Annotated in this window: 22 protein-coding genes; 15 read left to right on the top strand and 7 right to left on the bottom strand. The window is 71.2% G+C overall.

The annotated features are described in order from the left end of the window. The first annotated feature begins 119 nt into the window (after positions 1 to 119). Positions 120 to 962: a LysR family transcriptional regulator gene (locus ACNNMR_RS20320; protein WP_419996068.1), complete on the top strand. Its 843-nt coding sequence runs from the start codon at positions 120 to 122 to the stop codon at positions 960 to 962. Here ACNNMR_RS20320 and ACNNMR_RS20315 read toward each other — a convergent pair. Next, entirely contained in the window at positions 959 to 1,669 is a 711-nt protein-coding gene (locus tag ACNNMR_RS20315) for a helix-turn-helix transcriptional regulator (protein ID WP_419996067.1), read from the bottom strand. The genes ACNNMR_RS20320 and ACNNMR_RS20315 overlap by 4 nt on opposite strands. A 138-nt stretch (positions 1,670 to 1,807) precedes the next feature. Between ACNNMR_RS20315 and ACNNMR_RS20310 the strand changes: the two genes are divergently transcribed. From ACNNMR_RS20310 to ACNNMR_RS20300, 3 genes are all read left to right on the top strand, one after another. After that, positions 1,808 to 2,248, top strand: coding sequence for a hypothetical protein (locus ACNNMR_RS20310; RefSeq protein ID WP_419996066.1), 441 nt, complete (start codon positions 1,808 to 1,810; stop codon positions 2,246 to 2,248). Between the two features lie 971 nt (positions 2,249 to 3,219). Beyond that, the gene (gene mshA / locus ACNNMR_RS20305) at positions 3,220 to 4,551 is read left to right on the top strand and encodes a D-inositol-3-phosphate glycosyltransferase (RefSeq protein WP_419996065.1); all 1,332 of its coding nucleotides are present in this window, start codon (positions 3,220 to 3,222) and stop codon (positions 4,549 to 4,551) included. After that, positions 4,544 to 5,032 carry a YbjN domain-containing protein gene (locus ACNNMR_RS20300; protein WP_419996064.1) on the top strand — a complete coding sequence of 163 codons (489 nt, stop codon included), beginning with the start codon at positions 4,544 to 4,546 and terminating at the stop codon, positions 5,030 to 5,032. Before mshA ends, ACNNMR_RS20300 begins: the two co-directional genes overlap by 8 nt. A gap of 3 nt (positions 5,033 to 5,035) precedes the next feature. Here the strand turns inward: ACNNMR_RS20300 and ACNNMR_RS20295 are convergent, their stop codons facing one another. Beyond that, the gene (locus ACNNMR_RS20295) at positions 5,036 to 6,316 is read right to left on the bottom strand and encodes an MDR family MFS transporter (protein ID WP_419996063.1); all 1,281 of its coding nucleotides are present in this window, start codon (positions 6,314 to 6,316) and stop codon (positions 5,036 to 5,038) included. Positions 6,317 to 6,524: 208 nt separating this feature from the next. On the opposite strand from ACNNMR_RS20295, the gene ACNNMR_RS20290 reads away from it, so the two are divergent. Both ACNNMR_RS20290 and ACNNMR_RS20285 read left to right on the top strand, forming a co-directional pair. Continuing rightward, positions 6,525 to 7,283: a phosphoglyceromutase gene (locus tag ACNNMR_RS20290; RefSeq protein ID WP_419996062.1), complete on the top strand. Its 759-nt coding sequence runs from the start codon at positions 6,525 to 6,527 to the stop codon at positions 7,281 to 7,283. Between the two features lie 108 nt (positions 7,284 to 7,391). Beyond that, positions 7,392 to 7,550: a hypothetical protein gene (locus ACNNMR_RS20285; protein WP_419996061.1), complete on the top strand. Its 159-nt coding sequence runs from the start codon at positions 7,392 to 7,394 to the stop codon at positions 7,548 to 7,550. Positions 7,551 to 7,640: 90 nt separating this feature from the next. Here ACNNMR_RS20285 and phoU read toward each other — a convergent pair whose 3' ends face one another. Next, positions 7,641 to 8,321, bottom strand: coding sequence for a phosphate signaling complex protein PhoU (phoU, locus tag ACNNMR_RS20280; protein WP_419996060.1), 681 nt, complete (start codon positions 8,319 to 8,321; stop codon positions 7,641 to 7,643). Between the two features lie 161 nt (positions 8,322 to 8,482). On the opposite strand from phoU, the gene ACNNMR_RS20275 reads away from it, so the two are divergent. Both ACNNMR_RS20275 and ACNNMR_RS20270 read left to right on the top strand, forming a co-directional pair. Beyond that, positions 8,483 to 9,751: a sensor histidine kinase gene (locus ACNNMR_RS20275; protein WP_419996059.1), complete on the top strand. Its 1,269-nt coding sequence runs from the start codon at positions 8,483 to 8,485 to the stop codon at positions 9,749 to 9,751. Next, positions 9,748 to 10,428 (top strand): response regulator, encoded by a 681-nt coding sequence (locus tag ACNNMR_RS20270; RefSeq protein WP_419996058.1) that lies wholly within the window; start codon positions 9,748 to 9,750, stop codon positions 10,426 to 10,428. Before ACNNMR_RS20275 ends, ACNNMR_RS20270 begins: the two co-directional genes overlap by 4 nt. Positions 10,429 to 10,506: 78 nt before the next feature. On the opposite strand, the gene ACNNMR_RS20265 is transcribed toward ACNNMR_RS20270, so the two are convergent. Continuing rightward, positions 10,507 to 11,262 (bottom strand): DUF461 domain-containing protein, encoded by a 756-nt coding sequence (locus ACNNMR_RS20265; protein WP_419996057.1) that lies wholly within the window; start codon positions 11,260 to 11,262, stop codon positions 10,507 to 10,509. A gap of 500 nt (positions 11,263 to 11,762) precedes the next feature. Here ACNNMR_RS20265 and ACNNMR_RS20260 point away from each other — a divergent pair, with 500 nt between their 5' ends. From ACNNMR_RS20260 to ACNNMR_RS20230, 7 genes are all read left to right on the top strand, one after another. Then, positions 11,763 to 12,245: a CarD family transcriptional regulator gene (locus tag ACNNMR_RS20260; RefSeq protein WP_165238457.1), complete on the top strand. Its 483-nt coding sequence runs from the start codon at positions 11,763 to 11,765 to the stop codon at positions 12,243 to 12,245. Between the two features lie 310 nt (positions 12,246 to 12,555). Continuing rightward, positions 12,556 to 13,320 carry a 2-C-methyl-D-erythritol 4-phosphate cytidylyltransferase gene (ispD, locus tag ACNNMR_RS20255; protein ID WP_419996056.1) on the top strand — a complete coding sequence of 255 codons (765 nt, stop codon included), beginning with the start codon at positions 12,556 to 12,558 and terminating at the stop codon, positions 13,318 to 13,320. Continuing rightward, positions 13,310 to 13,837: a 2-C-methyl-D-erythritol 2,4-cyclodiphosphate synthase gene (gene ispF / locus ACNNMR_RS20250; RefSeq protein WP_419996055.1), complete on the top strand. Its 528-nt coding sequence runs from the start codon at positions 13,310 to 13,312 to the stop codon at positions 13,835 to 13,837. The genes ispD and ispF overlap by 11 nt, the downstream gene beginning before the upstream one ends. Before the next feature lie 10 nt (positions 13,838 to 13,847). Beyond that, positions 13,848 to 14,243 (top strand): PPOX class F420-dependent oxidoreductase, encoded by a 396-nt coding sequence (locus ACNNMR_RS20245; RefSeq protein ID WP_419996054.1) that lies wholly within the window; start codon positions 13,848 to 13,850, stop codon positions 14,241 to 14,243. A gap of 54 nt (positions 14,244 to 14,297) precedes the next feature. Beyond that, a complete protein-coding gene (gene cysS, locus ACNNMR_RS20240; protein ID WP_419996053.1) occupies positions 14,298 to 15,695 on the top strand; it encodes a cysteine--tRNA ligase in 1,398 nt (465 codons plus the stop codon). A gap of 89 nt (positions 15,696 to 15,784) precedes the next feature. Continuing rightward, on the top strand, positions 15,785 to 16,705 hold the full coding sequence (rlmB, locus tag ACNNMR_RS20235; RefSeq protein WP_419996052.1) for a 23S rRNA (guanosine(2251)-2'-O)-methyltransferase RlmB: 921 nt from the start codon (positions 15,785 to 15,787) through the stop codon (positions 16,703 to 16,705). Positions 16,706 to 16,777: 72 nt separating this feature from the next. After that, positions 16,778 to 18,382 carry a DoxX family protein gene (locus ACNNMR_RS20230; protein ID WP_419996051.1) on the top strand — a complete coding sequence of 535 codons (1,605 nt, stop codon included), beginning with the start codon at positions 16,778 to 16,780 and terminating at the stop codon, positions 18,380 to 18,382. Positions 18,383 to 18,422: 40 nt separating this feature from the next. Here ACNNMR_RS20230 and ACNNMR_RS20225 read toward each other — a convergent pair whose 3' ends face one another. From ACNNMR_RS20225 to ACNNMR_RS20215, 3 genes are all read right to left on the bottom strand, one after another. After that, on the bottom strand, positions 18,423 to 19,160 hold the full coding sequence (locus tag ACNNMR_RS20225) for a nucleotidyltransferase family protein (protein WP_419996050.1): 738 nt from the start codon (positions 19,158 to 19,160) through the stop codon (positions 18,423 to 18,425). Positions 19,161 to 19,286: 126 nt separating this feature from the next. Continuing rightward, on the bottom strand, positions 19,287 to 19,700 hold the full coding sequence (locus ACNNMR_RS20220) for a hypothetical protein (RefSeq protein WP_419996049.1): 414 nt from the start codon (positions 19,698 to 19,700) through the stop codon (positions 19,287 to 19,289). A 206-nt stretch (positions 19,701 to 19,906) separates the two neighbouring features. After that, positions 19,907 to 21,022, bottom strand: a complete 1,116-nt coding sequence (locus ACNNMR_RS20215; protein WP_419996048.1) for an ABC transporter ATP-binding protein — start codon at positions 21,020 to 21,022, stop codon at positions 19,907 to 19,909. Between the last annotated feature and the right edge of the window lie 13 nt (positions 21,023 to 21,035).

The following is a 21,035-nucleotide window of genomic DNA, read 5'->3' as shown; positions in this document are numbered from 1 at the left end:
CCTTCGCAGTTGAGTTCGAGGATGTTTCGAGGTGCTGAGGATGTTCAGCCCCTCGACCATGCGGCGCCCGGCTCCACCACGGAAGGATCGCTTCGCTCCGGGCTATTACCCTGTGGGTAATGGAATCCCGACCGCTGCGCTATTTCGTCGCCGTAGCCGAGGAACTCAACTTCGCCCGCGCCGCCGAACGCCTCGGCATCTCCGCCCCACCGCTCTCCCGCGCCATCCGCGCCCTGGAGGCGGACCTCGGCGCCACCCTCTTCGAGCGCACCACCCACCACGTGGCCCTCACCCCCGCCGGCGAGGTCCTCCTCGCCGAGGCCCGCATCGCCCTCGACGCGCTGCAGGCGGCGGGCCGTCGGGCTCAACGGGCGGCGAACACCGAGCCGAAGCTGGTCCTGGCCGCGAAAGCGGACGGCGACGCGGGTCTGCTGGAGCCGATCCTGGAGCGGTACGCGGCCGAGTCGGCGTCGGCGGCCCTCCCGATCGAGGTCCGCCTCTGCGGCATGGGCGAACAGCCGCTGCTGCTCCGCCGCGGCGAGGCGGACGCGGCGCTGGCCATCGAGCCGTACGACCGCACCGGCCTCGACGCCGAGCCGCTGCACACGGAGCCGCGCTTGGCGGCCCTCCCGGCTGCGGATCCGCGCGTTTCGCTTTCTGAACTCACCCTTGCCGACCTCGGCTTGCCCCCGCAATCGGCGGGCAAGCCGCCGGAGCCGGACGGCATCCGGGACCTGCCGCAGCTGCTCACCCGGGTCGCGCTCGGCGAGACGGTCGCGCTGCTGCCGCGCTCCGTGTGCCGGCGTTACGAGCGGCCGGGGCTCGCGTACCGGCCGGTCGCGGACGCGGCGCCCGCGGTCCTCACCATCGCGTGGCCGCAGCAGTCGCGGTCGATGGCGACGGCGGCGCTGGTACGGGCGGCGGTGGCGGCGGCTGCTGTGGCCTCCGGCCGGGGTCGCTAGAGCTGCTGCCCACCTCCCGCGAAGCACACCTGCACGCAGCACTCACCCGGTCGCGGGTCCAGCTCCGCGCTCAGCGTGATGATCCGCATCCCGTCGAGATAGCCGCTGAGAAAGGCCTTGTTGAGGCCGCAGACCAGCTCGGGTGCCCGCTCGGCGAAGGGATGGAAGGGGCAGTTGCGCTGCCGTATGCGATCCGGCCCCTCCCGTACGGGCTCGAAGCCATGCTCGTACAGCATCCGCTCGCAGATCGTCAGCGCCCGCTCGGGCCCGAGCCGCCCCGGCCGCCACGCCTCGCGCTGCGCCTCCCCCAACCGCCGCCCGCGCCGACGCGCGAGCCGCAGCGCCGCGGCGGCCGCGTCCTCGCCGCCCGGCCGGTCCTCGGCGACGGCGTCGAGCAGCAGGCTCGCGAGCAGCTCGTGGCGGCGCTCCGGAATGCTCACGTGCAGCCGCACGCTGGTCGGCCGATACGCCTTGGGCCGCCGCCCCACCCGCTTCACGGACCCCGGCGCCGCCGGGCCGACGTCCAACAGCCCCGCCGCGACCAGCTTGTCGAGATGAAAGGCCGCGAGCTTACGGGAGACCCCGACATGCTCGGCCGCCTCGTCACGGGTGACGGGCCGCCCGGCGCGCCGGATAAAGGTGTACATCCGGCGCCGCGACTCCTCTGCGAGGACGCTGACGGCTGCGAGGTCGGCATCGGCGGACATGCCAACCACCATATGTCCAACGTGAGTTGGCGGAAATCATCCGGTGTCAAGCAACTTCGGAGTTTTCTTGACGGTGATCAGTCATAACTCCAATACTTCTTGGTGAAACGGCACCTAGCCTCCCGGGGGACCCCACCCATGCAGATGGATGTAGCCGCGCTGATCTCCTGGTCAGCGACCGCCTTCGGCGGCCTCTACCTGCTGGGCGTGTGGCTGGCCCACGGCGGCATCCACCAGCAGGACCACCACCAGGGCCACAATGGCGGCAGCCACCTCCCGTCCCCGCTGATCTTCGGCCACATGGCCATGGCGGCGCTGGGGCTGCTGATCTGGGCGGTCTACGTTGCAACGGACAACCGCGTCCTCGCCTGGTCGGCAATCGGCGTCCTGGCGCCGGTCGTCCTGATGGGCTTCACGATGCTGGTCACGTGGATCCCGACGCGCAGGGCACGTCCCGTGCCATCGGAGGATCCGCCGGCGGAGCGTCATTTCCCGTTGGTGGTGGTGCTGTTGCATGGATTGCTGGCGGTGCTGACGCTGACGCTGGTGGTGCTGTCGACGCTTGAGGTGGGCACCTGAGGCGTGTTCGGGGTGACGCCTCCGATACGGACGGCTTGGCATCGGATGGTGACGGCCGCGATGCCGGGTCCGTATCGGAGCGGTGCGAGAAACGGATGGCCTCCTGGGTGGGGAGTGGGGAGGCGGGGCGCCTTTGGTCTGCCGGCGGCGGCAGGGCGGTCCTTCCCGGCCCGGGGGGGGGTGGGGGTCTTCTGGTCTGCCGGGCGGCGGCGGGGGCGTTGTCCCTGGCCACAGGGAGGGGGGCGACGGGGGGCGTGTTCGTACGGGCGCGGCGCGCGTGATGCTCTGCCGCGCGCCCTTTTTCATGTGGGTGTGTCGGGGGGGCGGGCGGCCCCCGATCGTGCCCTCACCGCCTCACCGCCTCACCGCCTCACCGCCTCACCGCCTAGCCGGAGGCTCGCCCGCCGCCCGCCGGAACGCCGCCCCCCGACACACCCACATGAAAAAGGGCGCACGCCAACCCCAAGGGCGCCCCATCCGAGCCAAAAGCGCCCCCTCCCGGACAGGCACATCCCCAGCCCAAGCCCCGGTCCCAGCCCAAGCCCCGGTCCCAGCCCAAGCCCCGGTCCCAGCCCAAGCCCCGGTCCCAGCCCAAGCCCCGGTCCCAGCCCAAGCCCCGGTCCCAGCCCAAGCCCCGGTCCCAGCCCAAGCCCGGCCCCACCTCCCGAACCGCCGCCCGGCAGCCCAAAGGCCCCCGCCTCCCCCTCCCTCCCGCAGGAGGCCATCCGTTTCCTGCACCGGGCCGGGCTGGACCCGGCATCGCGGCCGTCACCATCCGATGCCAAGCCATCCGCATCTCATCTCCTCCTCCGCACGACTCCCCCCTCCGCACGACTCCTCCTCCGCACGACCAACACACCCCCCTCACCACCCCCGGGAATGCCCGCCCCGCGCCAGCGGTTGCACCACGAGGGGAAATGAGCGATCACTGAGAGTGAGCATCGCAGACCGCGAGCGAGGAGGCCCCCAGAGTGAGCAGCCGCAAGCGCCTTCCGCTCAAGGCGCGGCTTCGCCGCAGGCCGGCGCGGGTGGCCATGTTGTCTGTGCACACCTCGCCGCTGCATCAGCCGGGGACCGGCGATGCAGGCGGCATGAATGTGTACATCGTCGAGCTGTCGCGCCGCCTCGCGGCGCAGGGCATTCGCGTAGAGATCTTTACGCGCGCGACCACCGCCACCCTCCCCCCGACCGTCGAGCTCACCCCCGGTGTCCTCGTACGGCACATCGACGCCGGCCCGTACGAAGGCCTCGCAAAGGAAGAGCTCCCAGCCCAGCTCTGTGCCTTCACCCATGGCGTGATGCAGGCGTGGGCCCAGCACCGCCCCGGCTATTACGACCTGGTGCACTCCCATTACTGGCTCTCAGGACACGTCGGCTGGCTGGCCGCCGAGCGCTGGGGCGTCCCCCTCGTACACGCCATGCACACCATGGCGAAGGTCAAGAACGCCGCTCTGGCTGAAGGCGACACCCCAGAGCCCGCCGCCCGCGTCATCGGCGAGACGCAGATCGTGCGCGCCGCCGACCGCCTCATCGCGAACACCGCCGACGAGGCAAACGACCTCATCCACCACTACGAGGCGGACCCGGCCAAGGTCGCGATAGTCCACCCGGGCGTGAACCTGGACCGCTTCCGCCCAGCCCCAACAGGCATCGACGCAGGCCGCCAGGCCGCCCGCGGTGCCCTCGGACTGCCGCCCAACGCCTTCGTCCCGCTCTTCGCCGGCCGCATCCAGCCCCTCAAGGCCCCGGACGTCCTCCTCCACGCCACCGCCCTCCTCCTGGAGCGCGACCCGAGTCTCCGCCACAACATGGTCGTTCCCATCGTCGGCGGCCCCAGCGGCAGCGGCCTCGCCAAGCCGGAGGCGCTGCAGAAGCTGGCCGCGCGGCTCGGCATCTCCGACGTCGTACGGTTCGTGCCGCCGGTCGGCCAGGACCGCCTCGCCGAGTGGTTCCGGGCCGCATCCGTCCTCGTCATGCCGTCGTACAGCGAGTCCTTCGGACTCGTCGCCGTGGAGGCGGAGGCGTGCGGCACGCCGGTCGTCGCGGCCGCGGTGGGCGGCCTGCCCGTGGCCGTACGGGACGGGGTCACCGGCTATCTGGTCGACGGACACGACCCCGCCGACTACGCCCGCGTCCTGCACCGCCTCGCCGCGGAGCCGGCTCGCGTCGCCGACCTCGGCAAGGCCGCCGCGCGGCACGCGCAGAGCTTCGGCTGGGACAGCGCCGCGGCGGCGACGGCCGATGTGTATGCGGGCGCGATGCTGGACCACCACCCCCGTCGCCTACGATCGGCCTATGTCTGACGCAAGGGCCGTCATCGAGAGCACGCTCTCCGAGTCCGGCATCGAGTGGGAGAACCCGAAGGACGGCACGTACGTCGTCACCCTCCCGGGCACCCGCAAGCTCGCCACTACCTGCTCGCTGGTCGTCGGCCGGCACTCCCTGTCGGTGAACGCCTTCGTCGTCCGCCACCCGGACGAGAACCAGGAGGGTGTCCACCGCTGGCTGCTGGAGCGCAACACGCGCCTGTACGGGGTCGCGTACGCGATCGACAAGCTCGGCGACATCTATCTGGTCGGTCGCCTTCCGCTGGCCGCGGTCACCCCGGACGAGCTCGACCGCATCCTCGGCACGGTCCTGGAGAACGCCGACGGCGCCTTCAACACGCTGCTGGAGATGGGCTTCGCGACCGCCATCCGGCGCGAGTACGCGTGGCGCACGTCGCGCGGGGAGTCCACGCGCAATCTCGAGGCCTTCAGCCACCTGACGCGCGACCAGGACTGAATTTCAGCCTGCGGCGGCAGGTGCCGACGCCGGAGCAGGCCCCTGCTCGGCCTCGATGTCGTCGTTGCCGGAAGGCAGGCCCCGCATGAGCGCCCAATAGCCAAGCGCGGCGATCGTCCCCACCACCCCACACGCCCCCCAAAGCCACTCCGCCCCGAACCGGTCGATGATCTGCCCGCCCGCCAGCGGCGCGATCAGCGCCGCCACCGCCCACGACATCGTGTACATCCCCTGATACCGCCCCCGGCCCGCGACCGGCGACAGCCGCACCACCAGCGACGTCTGCGTAGGCGCGTTCACGATCTCCGCCAGCGTCCACACCACCACCGTCAGCGCGTACACGAGCACCGATCCGGCAAAGGCCGTCAGCGCAAATCCCCACCCCGCCAGCAGCGACGACACGATGAGCAGCTGCCGCGGATCCCGCCGCTCGATGAACCGGGTCACCGGTATCTGCAGCGCCACGATCAGCACCCCGTTCACGGCGATCGCCACGCCGAAGTCGGAGCTGGAGAACCCGTCCGCGCCCATGGCCACCGGCAGCGACACGTACGCCTGCTGGAACAGCAGCGCGATCAAGAAGGACAGGCCGACGACACCCATGAAGCGCCCGTCCCGCGCCACCGTACGGAGGCTGACCGCACCGGAGGTCTCCCCCGAGCCGACGGCGCCCACAGCACCGACCACCTCCGGCCGCGACTCCGGCAGCTTCAGGAACACCAGCACCGCACACGCCATCGTCAGCACGGCCTCGATCAGGAACCCGGCCCGGTAGCTGTACTCGGCGATGAAGCCCGCCCCCGCCGTCGAGATGGCGAAGCCGAGGTTGATCGCCCAGTAGTTCAGGGCAAAGGCGCGGACCCGGTCCTTGGGCGGCACGATGTCCGCCATCATCGCCTGCACCGCAGGGCGCGAGGCATTGCTGGCCATGCCCACCAGGAAGGCCACCCCGGCGATCGCCACCGGATGCTCCATGAACCCGAGCACCGCGACCGAAACCGCCGTGGAGCTCTGCGCCAGCATCAGCGTCGGCCGCCGCCCGAGCCGGTCGGTGAGCACCCCGCCGCCGAGCGAGGAGACGACGCCGCCGAGGCCGTGGAGGGCGGCGACGAGACCGGCGTACGAGGCGGAGTAGCCGCGCTCCAGCGTCAGGTACAGCGCCATGAAGGTGGCGACGAAGGCGCCCAGCCGGTTGACCAGCGTGGACGTCCACAGCCACCAGAAGTCGCGGGGGAGCCCGGCGACCGACTCGCGGGCGGCGATTCTCAGGCGTGCGACAGACATGGCGGTGGCGTCCCCCGGGCGAAAGATGTAAGTGGCTCAGCAGGTATCCGTAACTTACGCACGGCCACTGACATCGCAGCAAGCGAATTGACGCCCACCGTCAATCGACGGCGACTGGACCCCTGCCCACACTCACGCCCGCACCCCCACCCACACCCCCGGCGGAGCCGCTGCGCGGGCCGATAGGCCACTAGGTAGGCTCAAAGACATGGCCGACGCACCGTACAAGCTGATCCTCCTCCGCCACGGCGAGAGCGAGTGGAACGCAAAGAACCTGTTCACCGGCTGGGTGGACGTGAACCTCACCGAGAAGGGCGAGAAGGAGGCGGTCCGCGGCGGCGAGCTGCTCAAGGACGCCGGGCTGCTCCCGGACGTCCTGCACACCTCCCTCCAGAAGCGCGCGATCCGCACCGCGAACCTCGCCCTCGACGCCGCCGACCGCGGCTGGATCCCGGTCCACCGCTCGTGGCGCCTGAACGAGCGCCACTACGGCGCCCTGCAGGGCAAGAACAAGGCGGAGACGCTCGCCGAGTTCGGCGAAGAGCAGTTCATGACCTGGCGCCGCTCGTACGACACCCCGCCGCCGGAGCTCGCGGACGGCAGCGAGTTCTCGCAGAGCGACGACCCGCGCTACGCGCACATCCCGAGCGAGCTGCGGCCGCGCACGGAGTGCCTGAAGGACGTCGTGCACCGGATGCTGCCGTACTGGTACGACTCGATTGTCCCGGACCTCGCCGAGGGCCACACCGTCCTGGTCGCCGCCCACGGCAACAGCCTGCGCGCCCTGGTCAAGCACCTCGACGGCATCTCCGACGCGGACATCACCGGCCTGAACATCCCCACCGGCATCCCGCTCTCCTACGAGCTCGACGCCGACTACAACCCGGTCACCAAGGGCGGCACCTACCTCGACCCGGAGGCCGCGAAGACGGCGATCCAGGCCGTGGCGAACCAGGGGAAGAAGTAGCCGCGCACTGCAGTTCGCCGGGCAATGCTTCTGCGCGCCGTTGATGCGCCCGATTTCGTGGGCATCAATGGTGGGGAAAGCCGAGCGCACCTCCGAGGAGGATGAACGATGGCCGACGCCCCCGCCCCCACCGCCCGCGAATCTCCCGCGCCCGACGACGCGCCCCGCCGCCTCCCGCTGCTGGGCGCCTGCGGCTGCGGCTCCGGCTGCGGCTGCGGCTGCCAGTCCGGCGGCTCCTGCCAGTGCGGCGGGAACTGCTGCCACTGACGACGACACACACACCAACGGGCCCGGCTCCACTCCAGGAGCCGGGCCCGTTGCGTATGCGTACGGCGCGTATGCCTACTGCGCGTATGCCTACTGCTGCGTGGCCTCCACCGAGGCCGTGTCGAGCTCGTCCGCATGCTCGCCGGTGACCAGGTACACCACGCGATTGGCGCAAGAGACCGCATGGTCCGCGAAGCGCTCGTAATAGCGGCCGCACAGCGTCACATCCACCGCCGTCTCGATGCCGTCCTGCCAGCGGTCGTCCATCAGCGACTGGAAGAGCTTGCGGTGCAGCGAATCCATCGCATCGTCGTCGGTGTCCAGCTCGAGGGCCAGGTCGACGTCCTTCGTGGAGATGACATCCGCGCACTTCGCCATCAGCCGCTGCGCCAGCTGCCCCATCTCAAGAATCGTGGCGTGCAGATGCCCCGGCACCGCCGACTGCGGATACCGCAGCCGGGCCAGCTTGGCCACATGCTTCGCAAGATCGCCGGACCGCTCCAGGTCGGCCGACATCCGCAGGCTGGTTACGACAATGCGCAGGTCCGTGGCGACCGGCTGCTGCCTGGCGAGCAGCTGGATCGCCCGGTTCTCCAGGTCGCGCTGCAGGTCGTCCACCTTCTCGTCGCCCTCGATCACGCTCTCCGCGAGCTTCAGATCGGCGTCGAGCAGCGCCGTCGTGGCGCGTCCCATGGCGGAGCCGACGAGCCGGGCCATCTCGACCAGGCTCTCGCCGATCGAGTCCAGCTCCTCGTGGTATGTGTCCCGCATCGCAGTCCTTCCATCCGATTTCTGCAGCATCCACCATGCCGTGGGGATCGCGCCACCGTAATGAACCCGAGCCGTCGCCAGGGTGAACTCTTGGCGACTCCTGTTCGAGGGGACACTCGGATGGCTGTGGATGGCCCCCGCCACCCGCTTAACCTGGAGCCATGGACGTGAACGCGGCGCTGGCCGCAGCGGCGGCGATCGGCGGTCTGTGCACCGGCGTCATCGCCATGCTGGCGTTCCGCTGGAGCGAGCGCGAGCAGACCAAGCCGACCCGCACGTCCCTGCACACGGAGGCGGTGCTGCCGCCCGGCGTCGACACCGTGCTGTCCGTGCTCCGCTCCTCGGCCGTGGTCCTCAATGAGGAAGACGCCGTGGTGAAGGCCAGCTCCGCCGCGTACGCCCTCGGCCTGGTCCGCGGCGGCCGGCTCGCCGTGGAGCCGATGCTCGCCATGGCCAGGCAGACCCGCCGGGACGGCGAGATCCGCCAGGTCGAGCTGGACCTGCCGCGGCGGTCCGGCCGCGGCGAGGCCCTCGCCGTCTCCGCCCGCGTGGCGCCGCTGGGCTCCCGGCTCGTACTGCTCCTGGTCGAGGACCTCACCGAGGCCCGCCGCATCGAGGCCGTCCGCCGCGACTTCGTCGCCAACGTCAGCCACGAGCTGAAGACCCCGGTCGGCGCCCTCTCCCTCCTCTCCGAGGCGGTCATGGACGCCTCCGACGACCCCGAGGCGGTGAATCGCTTCGCCGGCCGCATGCAGCTGGAGGCCACCCGCCTCACCAACCTGGTCCAGGAGCTCATCGACCTCTCCCGGGTGCAGAACGACGACCCGCTGGAGGACGCCGAGTCCGTACGGATCGACGAGCTGGTGGGGGAGGCCGTCGACCGCTGCCGGCACCAGGCGTCCACCAAGCAGATCACCATGGCCCCGGGCGGTACGGAAGGCCTCAAGGTGTGGGGCAACCGCGGCCAGCTCGCGGCCGCGCTCGGCAACCTCGTCGAGAACGCCGTGAACTACAGCCCCGCCCGCACCCGCGTCGGCATCGCCGCCCGTCGCATCACCGCCCCCGGCGGCCCGCTCATCGAGATCGCCGTGACCGACCAGGGCATCGGCATCTCGGAGAAGGACCGAGAGCGGATCTTCGAGCGCTTCTACCGCGTCGACCCGGCCCGCTCCCGGGCCACCGGTGGTACGGGCCTCGGCCTGGCCATCGTCAAGCACGTCGCCGCCTCGCACGGCGGCGAGGTCGGCGTCTGGAGCGCCGAGGGCCAGGGCTCCACCTTCACCCTCCGCCTCCCCGAGGCGGCCCGCAAAACCTCCCGAAGCGCCGACTCCCGCAGCGGCGCCCTGATCGAGCCGGACGACCTCAACGGCGAGGACCGACTGGCCGAAGACCAGCCAGAGAACAACCCTGCCCCGGAGGTCATCCCGTGACCCGAGTGTTGGTCGTTGAGGACGAGGAGTCCTTCAGCGACGCACTGTCGTACATGCTCCGCAAGGAGGGCTTCGAGGTCGCGATCGCGCCCACGGGTCCCGAGGCGCTGGACGACTTCGACCGCAACGGCGCCGACCTGGTGCTGCTCGACCTGATGCTGCCCGGCCTGCCGGGCACGGAGGTCTGCCGCCAGCTCCGCAACAAGTCCAATGTCCCCGTGATCATGGTGACCGCGAAGGACAGCGAGATCGACAAGGTCGTAGGCCTCGAAATAGGAGCCGACGACTACGTGACCAAGCCCTTCTCCTCGCGGGAGCTGGTCGCCCGCATCCGCGCGGTGCTCCGCCGCCGCGGCGAACCCGAGGAGCAGGCGCCGGCGGCCCTGGAGGTCGGCCCGGTGCGGATGGACGTGGACCGGCACGTGGTCACCGTCTCCGGCGACAAGGTGGACCTCCCGCTGAAGGAGTTCGACCTGCTGGAGATGCTGCTGCGCAACGCCGGCCGGGTGCTGACCCGGATGCAGCTCATCGACCGCGTGTGGGGCGCGGACTACGTGGGGGACACCAAGACCCTTGACGTCCACGTGAAGCGCCTGCGCGCGAAGATCGAGCCGGACCCGGGGGCTCCGCGGTTCCTGGTGACGGTGCGGGGCCTGGGCTACAAGTTCGAGCCGTAGGCCGGCTGCCGCCGCCGTACAACGCGAAAACCGCCCGTGATCATCACGGGCGGTTTTCGCGTTGTAGTCGTACGAGGGTCAGTGACCGGCCGCGTGCCCGCCGGCATCCTGCGATGCCCCGGTTCCGGTTCCGGTTCCGGTCGCGGGCGACTGGCTGCTGCTGTTCGACGGGGCCACGGAGCCCGCGCCCTGCTCGGCCGCGCCGGAGGGCGACTGCGACGGGTTCCCGGACTGCCCGGCGCCGGCGGACTCGTCCGCACCCGCGGACGGCGATCCGGAGGCGCGGCCGCCCCCGGGGTTACGGCCTTCGGCGGTGGCCGCGGCCGGGCTCGGCCCGAAGGTCTTGTACTGGCCCGTCGCCGGCACCACCAGCGTGCCGATCTTCACCGCGCCGGTCTTGCTGAGCTGGAAGACCAGCTGCTTCGCCTTGCCGTCGGTGACGTTCTTGCGGCCGCCCTCGATGGTCGCCGAGGCGTTGCCCTTGCCACCGATCATCAGCGAGCCCTCGGCCGGGATGGTGAGGGTGTCGCCGCCCTTCGGGCCGCTCAGCTTCACCGTGGTGTTGGTCTCGGGGATCGTCAGGCTGGTCAGCCGCTCCGGCGAGCTGCCGTTGTTGAAGATCCGCGCGGAGACGGAGGCGGCGCCTTCGCTCTCCCGCTCGGGGGTGATCACGACGGCGTTCTGGATCTCGATATCGCCCACGGCGGCCCGGGCGTTGTCCGGGTTGATCTGGCCGGTCTCGGCATTGTGGCCGGCACCGCAGGCGGTAAGGGCGGCAAACGAGATCACTACGGCGGTCGCGGCGAGGGCGCCGCGTCCGAGGCTGCGGCTCACGGGGGCGCAACTCCTTGGACGTTCGGGTCAGCCAGACAGGCGGACTGGGGGCGATCATCGATCAGGGAGAACAGTACCGACCGCCCCCGCACCACCCGCAGCCGACCCGCCCCTTGGGCCGCGACCGGCCCTCCTAATGGACCGTCAAGTCCCGGCAAAAGAAATTGCTGATTTCCGCTCATCGCCGGGAAAGATCAATTCCGGATTTCCCTGGTGGGCGATCGCGATCGGCCGAACGGAGCACGCGGGGTTCACCGTTCAGACTCCGGCAAATCGGGACGTTTGCCCCTTCGCAGGGGGTCTCCGCGGGCTGTAACGCCGACGTTTCAGCCCGTGTGCAGAACCGTCCCGACCTGCGGATATCCCCTTGACGGTCGCCCGTGAAGCACGATACGGCCGCGCTTGTCAAGCCCCGAGATGCGGCCTGACCTGCGAAAACGCCATTCAGAACGAGCCCTTCACGTGTTACTCTGGATAGCCACGGAAGGGGTACCTGTCACATGACGTTCAAGGTTGGCGACACCGTGGTCTATCCCCATCACGGGGCCGCGCTGATCGAGGCCATCGAAACTCGCCAGATCAAAGGTGTGGACAAGACCTACTTGGTGCTGAAGGTCGCTCAGGGCGATCTCACGGTGCGTGTTCCCGCAGACAATGCGGAGTTCGTGGGTGTGCGCGACGTAGTTGGCCAGGATGGGCTGGAGCGTGTGTTCGAGGTGCTGCGCGCCCCGTATGCCGAGGAGCCCACGAACTGGTCGCGGCGGTACAAGGCAAACCTGGAGAAGCTGGCCTCCGGCGATGTCATCAAGGTCGCGGAGGTTGTCCGGGACCTGTGGCGCCGCGAGCGGGAGCGTGGTCTGTCGGCGGGCGAGAAGCGGATGCTCGCCAAGGCCCGGCAGATCCTGGTCAGTGAGCTCGCGCTGTGCGAGTCCACCAATGAGGACAAGGCCGAGGCCCTGCTCGACGAGGTACTCGCGTCCTGAAAGCAACACCTCTGAAGATCGAATTCACGCGTCGATCAATCTGAGACGCGTGTGAATGCCGTGGTGCCCGAGCGGACCCGCCCAGTGCGGATTCGCGCCGGGCGCTGCGGCATTTTGCGGCGGCGTACCCGGACGGGAAACGCCGCCGAAACGGTGTGCCGGGGCCTGGCTGCCGCCGGAATGCAACGTCACGGAAGGGGTCCGGCGGCCTCGCGCTGCGCCCCCGGTAAGCGGAAGCGTGGCGCCCGGCACGCTGTGGCCATACCCAAGCCTTCGTAGGTCCAAAACCTGAAGTGGCCCGGAACTGACAATGTCTGCAACAAACACTGAGCCAGGCGGCCGCACCGCCGCCGTCATCCCCGCTGCCGGGCGGGGCGTGCGCCTCGGCCCCGGCGCCCCCAAGGCGCTCCGTGCGCTCGGCGGCACCCCGATGCTCGTCCATGCGGTACGGGCGATGGCGCAGGCCCGCGCCGTCTCGCTGGTCGTCGTCGTGGCCCCGCCCGACACCGCGGCCGTCGCCGAGGTGCAGCAGCTGCTGGCCGACTCCGACGCCATCGCCGAGGCCGCCGAGATCACCGTCGTCCCCGGCGGCGAGACCCGCCAGGAGTCCGTACGGGCCGGCCTGGACGCGCTGCCCGCCGACGTCGGCGTGGTCCTCGTCCACGACGCCGCCCGCCCGCTGGTGCCGGTCGACACCGTCGACGCGGTCGCCGCGGCGGTACGGGCCGGGGCCCCGGCCGTGGTGCCCGCGCTCCCGGTGACCGACACCGTCAAGGAGGTCGAGCCGGGCGGCGCCCCCGGGACGCCGGAGCCCGTCCTCGGCACCGTCGACCGCGCTCGGCTGCGCGCCGTACAGACCCCGCAGGGCTTCGACCGGGCCACGCTCATCGCCGCGCACGACAAGACCGCCCTGGAGGGCGACGGCGCCACCGACGACGCCGGGATGGTGGAGCGGCAGGGGCACACGGTCGTGCTGGTGCCCGGGCACGAGGAGGCGTTCAAGGTGACGCGGCCGCTGGACCTGGTCCTGGCCGAGGCCGTGCTGGCGCGGAGGAGGGCGAACAGTGGCTTCTGACGTATCGGCTGCCGGCGCAGCGCCGGGACCGGTCATCCCGCAGGTCGGCATCGGCACCGACATCCACGCCTTCGCCGCCGACACCGGCCGCGAGCTGTGGCTGGCGGGCCTGCGCTGGGACGGCGAGGGCCCCGGCCTCGACGGCCACTCCGACGCCGACGTGGTCTGCCACGCCGCCGCCAACGCCCTCTTCTCCGCCGCCGGCCTCGGCGACCTCGGCGCCCACTTCGGCACCGGGCGTCCCGAGTGGGCCGGCGCCCCCGGGCTGAAGCTGCTGGCGGAGGCGGCGCGGATCGTACGGGCCGCGGGCTTCGGGATCGGCAATGTGGCCGTGCAGGTTGTCGGCGTGCGGCCCAAGGTCGGCAAGCGGCGCGAAGAAGCGCAGCAGGTGCTCTCCGAGGCGGTGGGCGCCCCCGTGTCCGTATCGGCGGCGACGACGGACGGGCTCGGCTTCCCGGGGCGCGGGGAGGGACTCGCCGGGATCGCGACAGCGCTGGTTTACCGGCGCCCGGAATAGCCTTTTCCCCATGCTCACCGAAGAACTCAAGAAGCTCCTCGACTCCCCCGTCTTCGTCACCATCGCCACCGTGCAGCCCGACGGCAGCCCGCAGCTGTCGCCGGTGTGGGTGAAGCGGGACGGCGACGACCTGCTCATCTCCACCACCCGCGAGCGCCGCAAGGAGCTGAACCTCCGCCGCGACCCCCGCGTCTCGGTGATGCTGCAGCCCTTCGACGCCCCGTACACGTACGCGGAGATCCGCGGCACCGCGACGATGACCGAAGACGGAGGTCAGGAGCTCATCGACGAGCTCGCGGAGAAGTACACCGGGAAGTCGTACGTGGAGTGGAACCCCGGCTCCGTGGACGAGGCGCCGCGCGTCGTTGTCCGTATCACGCCGCGCAAGGTCGTCGGCCGTATCTGAACCGGGACAAGAGGCCCGCACGGGCAGTCCCGCAGCGCCGCTACCCTTGTCTGCGTGACTATTCGGCTGTACGACACCAGCGCCAGGCAGATCCGTGACTTCACCCCGGTCGTACCGGGTTGCGTCTCGATCTACCTGTGTGGGCTGACCGTGCAGGCCGCACCCCACATCGGCCATGTCAGGGGCGCGCTGAACTTCGACGTCATGCGCCGCTGGCTCGCCTACCGCGGCTACGAGGTCACCCTGGTCCGCAACGTCACCGACATCGACGACAAGATCATCGCCAAGCAGGGCGAGCTCGGCCGCCCCTGGTGGGCGATCGGGTACGAGAACGAGCGCAGCGTCAACGCCGGCTATGACGCGCTCGGCGTCATCCCGCCGACGTACGAGCCGCGCGCCACCGGCCACGTACCCGAGATGATCGAGATGATGCGGGCGCTGATCGAGCGCGGCCATGCGTACGAGTCCGAGGGCAACGTCTACTTCGACGTGCGCTCGTACCCGGACTATCTGTCGCTGTCGAACCAGGACCTGGACGACCTCCGCCAGCCCGAGGGCGAGGGCGAGACCGGCAAGCGGGACCCGCGGGACTTCGCCATGTGGAAGGCCGCCAAGCCCGGCGAGCCCTCCTGGGAGACGCCCTGGGGCCGCGGCCGCCCGGGCTGGCACCTGGAGTGCTCCGCCATGGCGCACAAGTACCTCGGCGAGGTCTTCGACATCCACGGCGGCGGCCGCGACCTGATCTTCCCGCACCATGAGAACGAGATCGCCCAGTCGAAGTGCTACGGCGACGAGTTCGCCCGCTACTGGCTGCACAACGGCTGGGTGACCATGAGCGGCGAGAAGATGAGCAAGTCGCTCGGCAATTCGGTGCTGGTCAGCGAGATGCTCCAGCGCTGGCGCCCGATCGTGCTGCGCTACTACCTCGCCGGGCCGCACTACCGCTCCACCATCGAGTACAGCGAGGACTCGCTGCGCGAGGCCGAGTCGGCGTTCGCGCGGATCGAGGGGTTCGTGCAGCGCGTCGTGGAAAAGGCGGGCGGGGTCGTCGACCCCGCCGAGACCGTCCCGCCGGCCTTCGCCGACGCGATGGACGACGACCTGGGCGTCCCGCAGGCGCTCGCCGTCGTGCACACGGCGGTGAAGCAGGGCAATTCCGCGCTGGCCGCCGACGACAAGGAGGCGGCGGTCGCCCGGCTCGCCGAGGTCCGCGCGATGCTCGGGGTGCTCGGACTCGACCCGCTGGACGCGCAGTGGTCGGGCGGTGGCAATGACCGCAGCGAGGAGCTGCACGGCGCCGTCGACACCTTGGTCCGCCTCGTCCTGGAGCAGCGGCAGGCGGCCCGGGCCCGTAAGGACTACGCCACCGCCGACGCCATCCGCGACCAGCTGCAGCAGTCGGGCCTGGTCATCGAGGACACCCCGGACGGGGCGCGCTGGACGCTGGGCTGATCCGGAAACCGCATACCGATGTGCCGCCCGGACCCCCGGGCGGCACACTCATGAATACGTACGCCACAAACGAGACAAGGTGACACCCCATGGCCGGCAAGAAGGGCCCGTCGAAGGGCACCGGCGGCAAGAACCGCCGCAGCCTGGAGGGCAAGGGTCCGACCCCGCCCGCCGAAGCGCGCAAGGGCCACGCCAAGCAGCGCGCCGCTCAGGCGCGCGCCCGGCAGGCGACCAAGCGCCCGGCGCCGCGCCGGGGCGGCGCCAAGGGCACCAGCGAGCTGGTGGTCGGCCGTAACTCGGTCTACGAGGCGCTGCGCGACGGCGTGCCGGCGAACACGCTGTATGTGCAGCAGTTCATCGACAACGACGACCGGGTGCGGGCCGCGCTGCAGCTCGCCACCGAGAGCGGCACCGTCAATCTGATGGAGGCGCCGCGCCCCGAGCTCGACCGGATGACGAACGGCCTGAACCACCAGGGCCTCGTCCTCCAGGTCCCGCCGTACGACTACGCGCACCCCGACGACCTGATCGCCGCCGCCCACGACGACGGCTCCGACCCGCTGATCGTCGCCCTCGACGGCGTGACGGACCCGCGCAACCTCGGCGCCGTCGTCCGCTCCGTCTCCGCCTTCGGCGGCCACGGCGTGGTGGTGCCCGAGCGGCGCGCGGCGGGCATGACGGCGGGCGCGTGGAAGACCTCGGCGGGCACCGCCGCCCGTACGCCGGTGGCGCGGGCGACGAACCTGACCCGGGCGCTGGAGCAGTACCAGAAGGCGGGCCTGATCGTCGTCGGCCTGGCCGCGGACGGCGACACCGAGGTGCAGGACCTCGAGGCGCTGGACGGGCCGGTCTGCATCGTCATCGGCTCGGAGGGCAAGGGCCTCTCCCGCCTGGTCGGCGAGACCTGCGATGTGCGCGTACGGATCCCGATGCCGGGCGGGGCGGAGTCGCTCAACGCGGGTGTCGCGGCGGGCATCGTGCTCTACGAGGCGGCGCGCAGGCGGTCGTAGTCCGTCCCTTGACGGGTCTCGGACAGATACCTGCGCGGGAGGCAGTGTCCAAAAGGCGCGTCACTCGGTTAGATGAGCGTGGACACCAGAACACCGCCCACTCCCAGGGGTGGCCGCGCGCAGGGCTACGACGAAACCGACGTGCTGAACTCGGTGAAGGTGCCGAGCGATCCGGCGCAGGTCTCCCTCAACAACGCCAGCTTCCGGGTGCAACTCGGCCCCAGCTCAGGCCACTTCGGCCCGCTGGGGCGCCGCCGCCCGGCGGGGCGGCGGCAGGTCACGGTCGCCGCCGGTGCGGCCACGGTGGCGATGCCCGCCGTATCGCTGGCCGGGCCGGATTCGGCGGCCGACGAGACCAGGGAGATGCCGGCCGTGCGCCGGCGTGCGCCGGTGGTGTGGAGCGGGCGGTCCACGCCGGGCGACCCGGCGGCGGGACAGCTGCTGCAGGCCGTACGGCAGTCGTCGCGCCCGGCCCCCGGCGACCCGGATGTGACCGAGACGCAGGTGCTGCCGCGGCTGGAGTCCACGGTGGTCGGGCAGCGCAGCTCCGGCGAGGACACGCAGCTGATGCCGCCGATCGACCCCAGCCAGTGGGGCGGCCGGGGGCACCCGGGCGACGACGGCCAGGACGGCTACGACGACGGCGAGTACGAGTCCGCCGCGGCCAAGCGCCGCCAGCGCTTCGGCGCCGACCCGGTGCGGCATGCGTACTACCCCGGCCGCCGCATGAACCTCGGGGTGGTGCTGCTCCCGTTGCGCATCTTCCTCGGCCTCATCTCGATCTACGCCGGCTTCGGCAAGCTCTCCGACCCGGCCTACTTCGACGGCGGCGAGCGCGGCTCGCTCACCAAGTGGCTGGGCACGCTGGAGCCGTGGGCCGTCGCCCGCCCGCTCTACGATCTGGCGCTGGTGCATCCCGTCGGCGCCGGGCTCACCGTGGCCTTCCTCCAGGTGATCGTCGGCGTGCTGACGATCTGCGGCCTCTGGCAGCGGATCGCCGCCGCCTTCGGCGTGCTGCTCTCGGCCGCCCTGATCGTGACGGTCAGCTGGGGCGCCGCGCCGGTCTACGACGCGCCGGACATCATCTACCTCGCCGCCTGGTCCCCGCTGGTCATCGCGGGCGCCCCGGTCTATTCGATGGACGCCCGCCTGGCCGGCCAGGCCTGGCGCCGCCTCGGCCCGCGCTCCGAGCTGTGGCAGCTGCGGCGGTACGTACTGCGCCGCGGCATCGTCCTCGCCACCTTCGTCATCGGCGCCACCCTGCTCCTCGGCGCGATGCTCGGCGGCGCGGTCCGCTCGTCCAGGACGGTCGACGTGCCGGAGCCCGGCGAGGCCCCCCGTAACGAGCTCCCCGGCTCCGCTCTCCCGGAGACCCCGGGCGGCGACGGCCGCGGCGGCCCCGCGGGCTCCACGCAGCCGTCCGAGCGCCCGTCGCGGCAGGCCTCGCCGTCGCCGTCGTCCTCCCCGTCCGCGGGCCGCGACGCCTCGCAGCCGGGCAATGTCGGCGGGCAGCCGTCGGCGCCGGCCGAACAGCAGCAGCAGCCGCCCGCGCAGCAGGAGCAGCCGTCGCAGGAGCAGCCGCCCGCGGAGGGCGGCGGCTCGACGGGTGGCGGTGGCGGGTCGCAGGACCCTGGTGACAAGGAGTCGCCGGGGCTGGTGGGTGGCTTGCTGGGGTGATGGGGGTCTGGGGTCCGGGGGCGATGCCCCCGGACCCTCCTTACTCCTCCTGCTTGCCGCCGAGCGCCAGCTCCTTCGCGGCCTCCGTCAGGTCCTTCGCCGTGTCGATGGCCCGCCAGTACGCTCCCTGCGGGATCTGCCAGCCCGCCAGCCGCCGCTCCCGCGCCAGCCGCGGGAAGGTGGTGCGCTCGTGGTCGCCGCGGTCCGGCAGCATCTTCGTAAAGGCGGCGGAGAAGACGTAGACGCCCGCGTTGATCAGATACGGGGACGGCGGCGCCTCGATGAAGTCCAGGACGTGGCCGAAGCGGTCCGTCTCCACGGCGCCCCAGGGGATCCGGGGCCGGGCCAGCGCGAGGGTGGCGTCCGCGTCCCGCTCGTGGTGGAAGTCGGCCATCTCGCGGAGGCTGAAGCGGGTCCAGATGTCTCCGTTGGTGGCGTACCAGGGCTCGTCGTCGCGGGGCAGCGACGCCGCCGCGTACTTGAGGCCGCCGCCGCGGCCCAGCGGCTCGGTCTCCACGACCGTGGTGACCGTCAGCGGCAGCTCGGTGGCGTCCAGCCACTCCTGCAGCACCTCGGCGAGATGGCCGCAGGACACCACGGCGTCCGTGACGCCCTCGGCGGCCAGCCAGGCCAGCTGATGGCCGATGATCGGGGTGCCGGTGCCGGGGATCTCGACCATCGGCTTCGGACGGTCGTCGGTGTACGGGCGGAGCCGCGAGCCCTGGCCGCCTGCCAGGACGACGGCCTGTGTCGGGCGCGCTGCGGGATGGGCGGTCATGGACGGCACCTTATCCGCGGAGCGTACGACTCCGCCCCGTCCGGTTTATGGCGTGCTTACCGGGCGGGGCGGGGGAGCAGATGTACGTGGGCTGGGAGAGGGCCCAGGCGGGCGCAGGGCGGGGCTTCAGTGCCCCGCTGCGACCCCGGAGGCGAAGGCCGTATCGCAGACCGGGCGGGAGAACTTCTGCGCCTGCACGGGCCCGTATTTCGCGACCGCGGCCCGGCCCAGCGAGCGGGCGATGCTCGCGCAGTGCTTCGCCAGTGAAGGCCGCGCGGTGGTGGCGCGCTGCAGCTCGGTGAGGGCCGCGGCCGGGTCCTGCTGCTGCAGCTCGGCGAGCAGCCGGTCGCGCAGGATGTCCTGCGGGGCGCGGGAGCCGGCCTTGCTGGAGGCCTTCTCCGCGGAGGCGAGAAGCTGTGAGTCGCTGTGTGACGACTCGGTCCACGGCACGGTGGCCACGGCCAGGGTCCCCGAGAGGACGAGGACGACGGGGAGTACGAACGCGAGAGTTCTGCCGATGCGGCGGGCTGCCTGATTCACGCAGGCGATCGTAGCGACCGGTAGTGATATGGCGACATTCGGTCACCCTGATGAGTGGCCATTTTCCGGGGTTTTCGAATTCGGTGTTGACGCTGTGCGACACCTACGGGGGATTTGTCGACAGAATGACGTTCCCGCCCACCCGGAAACGCGGGCGGCGCCGCACCCCCCGAGGGTGCGGCGCCGCCGTCTGCGGTTGCTGTGCCTCAGCCGAGGCGCTCGCCGGACGAGGTGGAGAAGACGTGCGTCTCGCCACCGCGCGGGACGACGTTCAGCGTCTCGCCCTTCATCGGCACGTTACGGCCGCTGACGCGGACCACCAGGTCCTTGTCCTCGCCGCCGACCTTGGCGGTGCCGTAGACGTACGCGTCGGCGCCGAGCTCCTCGACGACGTTCACGGACACGGGGAGACCGGCCGGCTCGTCCTTCGAGAGGGCGGCCCCGTCGCCGTTGGCGATGTCGAAGTGCTCGGGACGGACGCCCACGGTGACGGTGGTGTCGCCCTTGTCGGAGGCGGTGGAGAGGGCGTCGCGGTCGACGGGCACCACACTGTTGCCGAACTTGACGCCGCCGTCGGTGATCGGGACCTCGACCAGGTTCATGGCGGGGGAGCCGATGAAGCCGGCGACGAAGAGGTTGGCGGGGTGGTCGTACATGGCGCGCGGGGTGTCGACCTGCTGCAGCAGACCGTCCTTGAGCACGGCCACGCGGTCGCCCATGGTCATGGCCTCGACCTGGTCGTGGGTGACGTACACGGTGGTGATGCCGAGGCGGCGCTGCAGCCCGGCGATCTGCGTACGGGTCTGGACACGCAGCTTCGCGTCCAGGTTGGACAGCGGCTCGTCCATGAGGAAGACCTGCGGCTCACGGACGATGGCGCGACCCATGGCGACACGCTGCCGCTGACCGCCGGAGAGCGCCTTCGGCTTACGGGCGAGGTAGTCGGTGAGGTCCAGGATCTTGGCCGCGTCCTCGACCTTCTGCCGGATCTCCGCCTTCGGCACGCCGGCGATCTTGAGCGCGAAGCCCATGTTGTCGGCGACGGACATGTGCGGGTACAGCGCGTAGTTCTGGAACACCATCGCGATGTCCCGGTCCTTCGGCGGCAGGTGCGTCACGTCGCGGTCGCCGATCCGGATGGTGCCGCTGTTGACGTCCTCGAGCCCGGCGAGCATGCGCAGGGAGGTGGACTTTCCACAGCCGGAGGGGCCGACGAGGACGAGAAACTCGCCGTCCTCGATGTCGATGTCGAGCCCGTCGACGGCGGGGGTGTCGGACCCGGGGTATATGCGGGTCGCCTTTTCGAAGCTGACCGTAGCCATGCTGTTGTCTCCT

The organism is Streptomyces boninensis (genome assembly GCF_048572725.1).
GTDB classification, from domain to species: domain Bacteria; phylum Actinomycetota; class Actinomycetes; order Streptomycetales; family Streptomycetaceae; genus Streptomyces; species Streptomyces boninensis.
The sequence above is the reverse complement of the archived record's forward strand: the minus strand, read 5'-3'. Positions and strand labels throughout refer to the sequence as shown.

Excerpts from the sequence above, each read along its gene's own strand:
- ACNNMR_RS20245 (WP_419996054.1), top strand. The coding sequence starts at position 13,848 with ATGCTCACCGAAGAACTCAAGAAGCTCCTCGACTCCCCCGTCTTCGTC.
- ACNNMR_RS20275 (WP_419996059.1), top strand. The coding sequence starts at position 8,483 with ATGGACGTGAACGCGGCGCTGGCCGCAGCGGCGGCGATCGGCGGTCTG.
- phoU (WP_419996060.1), bottom strand. The coding sequence starts at position 8,321 with ATGCGGGACACATACCACGAGGAGCTGGACTCGATCGGCGAGAGCCTG.
- ACNNMR_RS20315 (WP_419996067.1), bottom strand. The coding sequence starts at position 1,669 with ATGTCCGCCGATGCCGACCTCGCAGCCGTCAGCGTCCTCGCAGAGGAG.
- ACNNMR_RS20215 (WP_419996048.1), bottom strand. The coding sequence starts at position 21,022 with ATGGCTACGGTCAGCTTCGAAAAGGCGACCCGCATATACCCCGGGTCC.
- ACNNMR_RS20300 (WP_419996064.1), top strand. The coding sequence starts at position 4,544 with ATGTCTGACGCAAGGGCCGTCATCGAGAGCACGCTCTCCGAGTCCGGC.
- rlmB (WP_419996052.1), top strand. The coding sequence starts at position 15,785 with ATGGCCGGCAAGAAGGGCCCGTCGAAGGGCACCGGCGGCAAGAACCGC.
- ACNNMR_RS20295 (WP_419996063.1), bottom strand. The coding sequence starts at position 6,316 with ATGTCTGTCGCACGCCTGAGAATCGCCGCCCGCGAGTCGGTCGCCGGG.
- ACNNMR_RS20320 (WP_419996068.1), top strand. The coding sequence starts at position 120 with ATGGAATCCCGACCGCTGCGCTATTTCGTCGCCGTAGCCGAGGAACTC.
- ACNNMR_RS20260 (WP_165238457.1), top strand. The coding sequence starts at position 11,763 with ATGACGTTCAAGGTTGGCGACACCGTGGTCTATCCCCATCACGGGGCC.
- ACNNMR_RS20310 (WP_419996066.1), top strand. The coding sequence starts at position 1,808 with ATGCAGATGGATGTAGCCGCGCTGATCTCCTGGTCAGCGACCGCCTTC.
- ACNNMR_RS20225 (WP_419996050.1), bottom strand. The coding sequence starts at position 19,160 with ATGACCGCCCATCCCGCAGCGCGCCCGACACAGGCCGTCGTCCTGGCA.
- ACNNMR_RS20230 (WP_419996051.1), top strand. The coding sequence starts at position 16,778 with ATGAGCGTGGACACCAGAACACCGCCCACTCCCAGGGGTGGCCGCGCG.
- ACNNMR_RS20285 (WP_419996061.1), top strand. The coding sequence starts at position 7,392 with ATGGCCGACGCCCCCGCCCCCACCGCCCGCGAATCTCCCGCGCCCGAC.
- ispD (WP_419996056.1), top strand. The coding sequence starts at position 12,556 with ATGTCTGCAACAAACACTGAGCCAGGCGGCCGCACCGCCGCCGTCATC.
- ACNNMR_RS20290 (WP_419996062.1), top strand. The coding sequence starts at position 6,525 with ATGGCCGACGCACCGTACAAGCTGATCCTCCTCCGCCACGGCGAGAGC.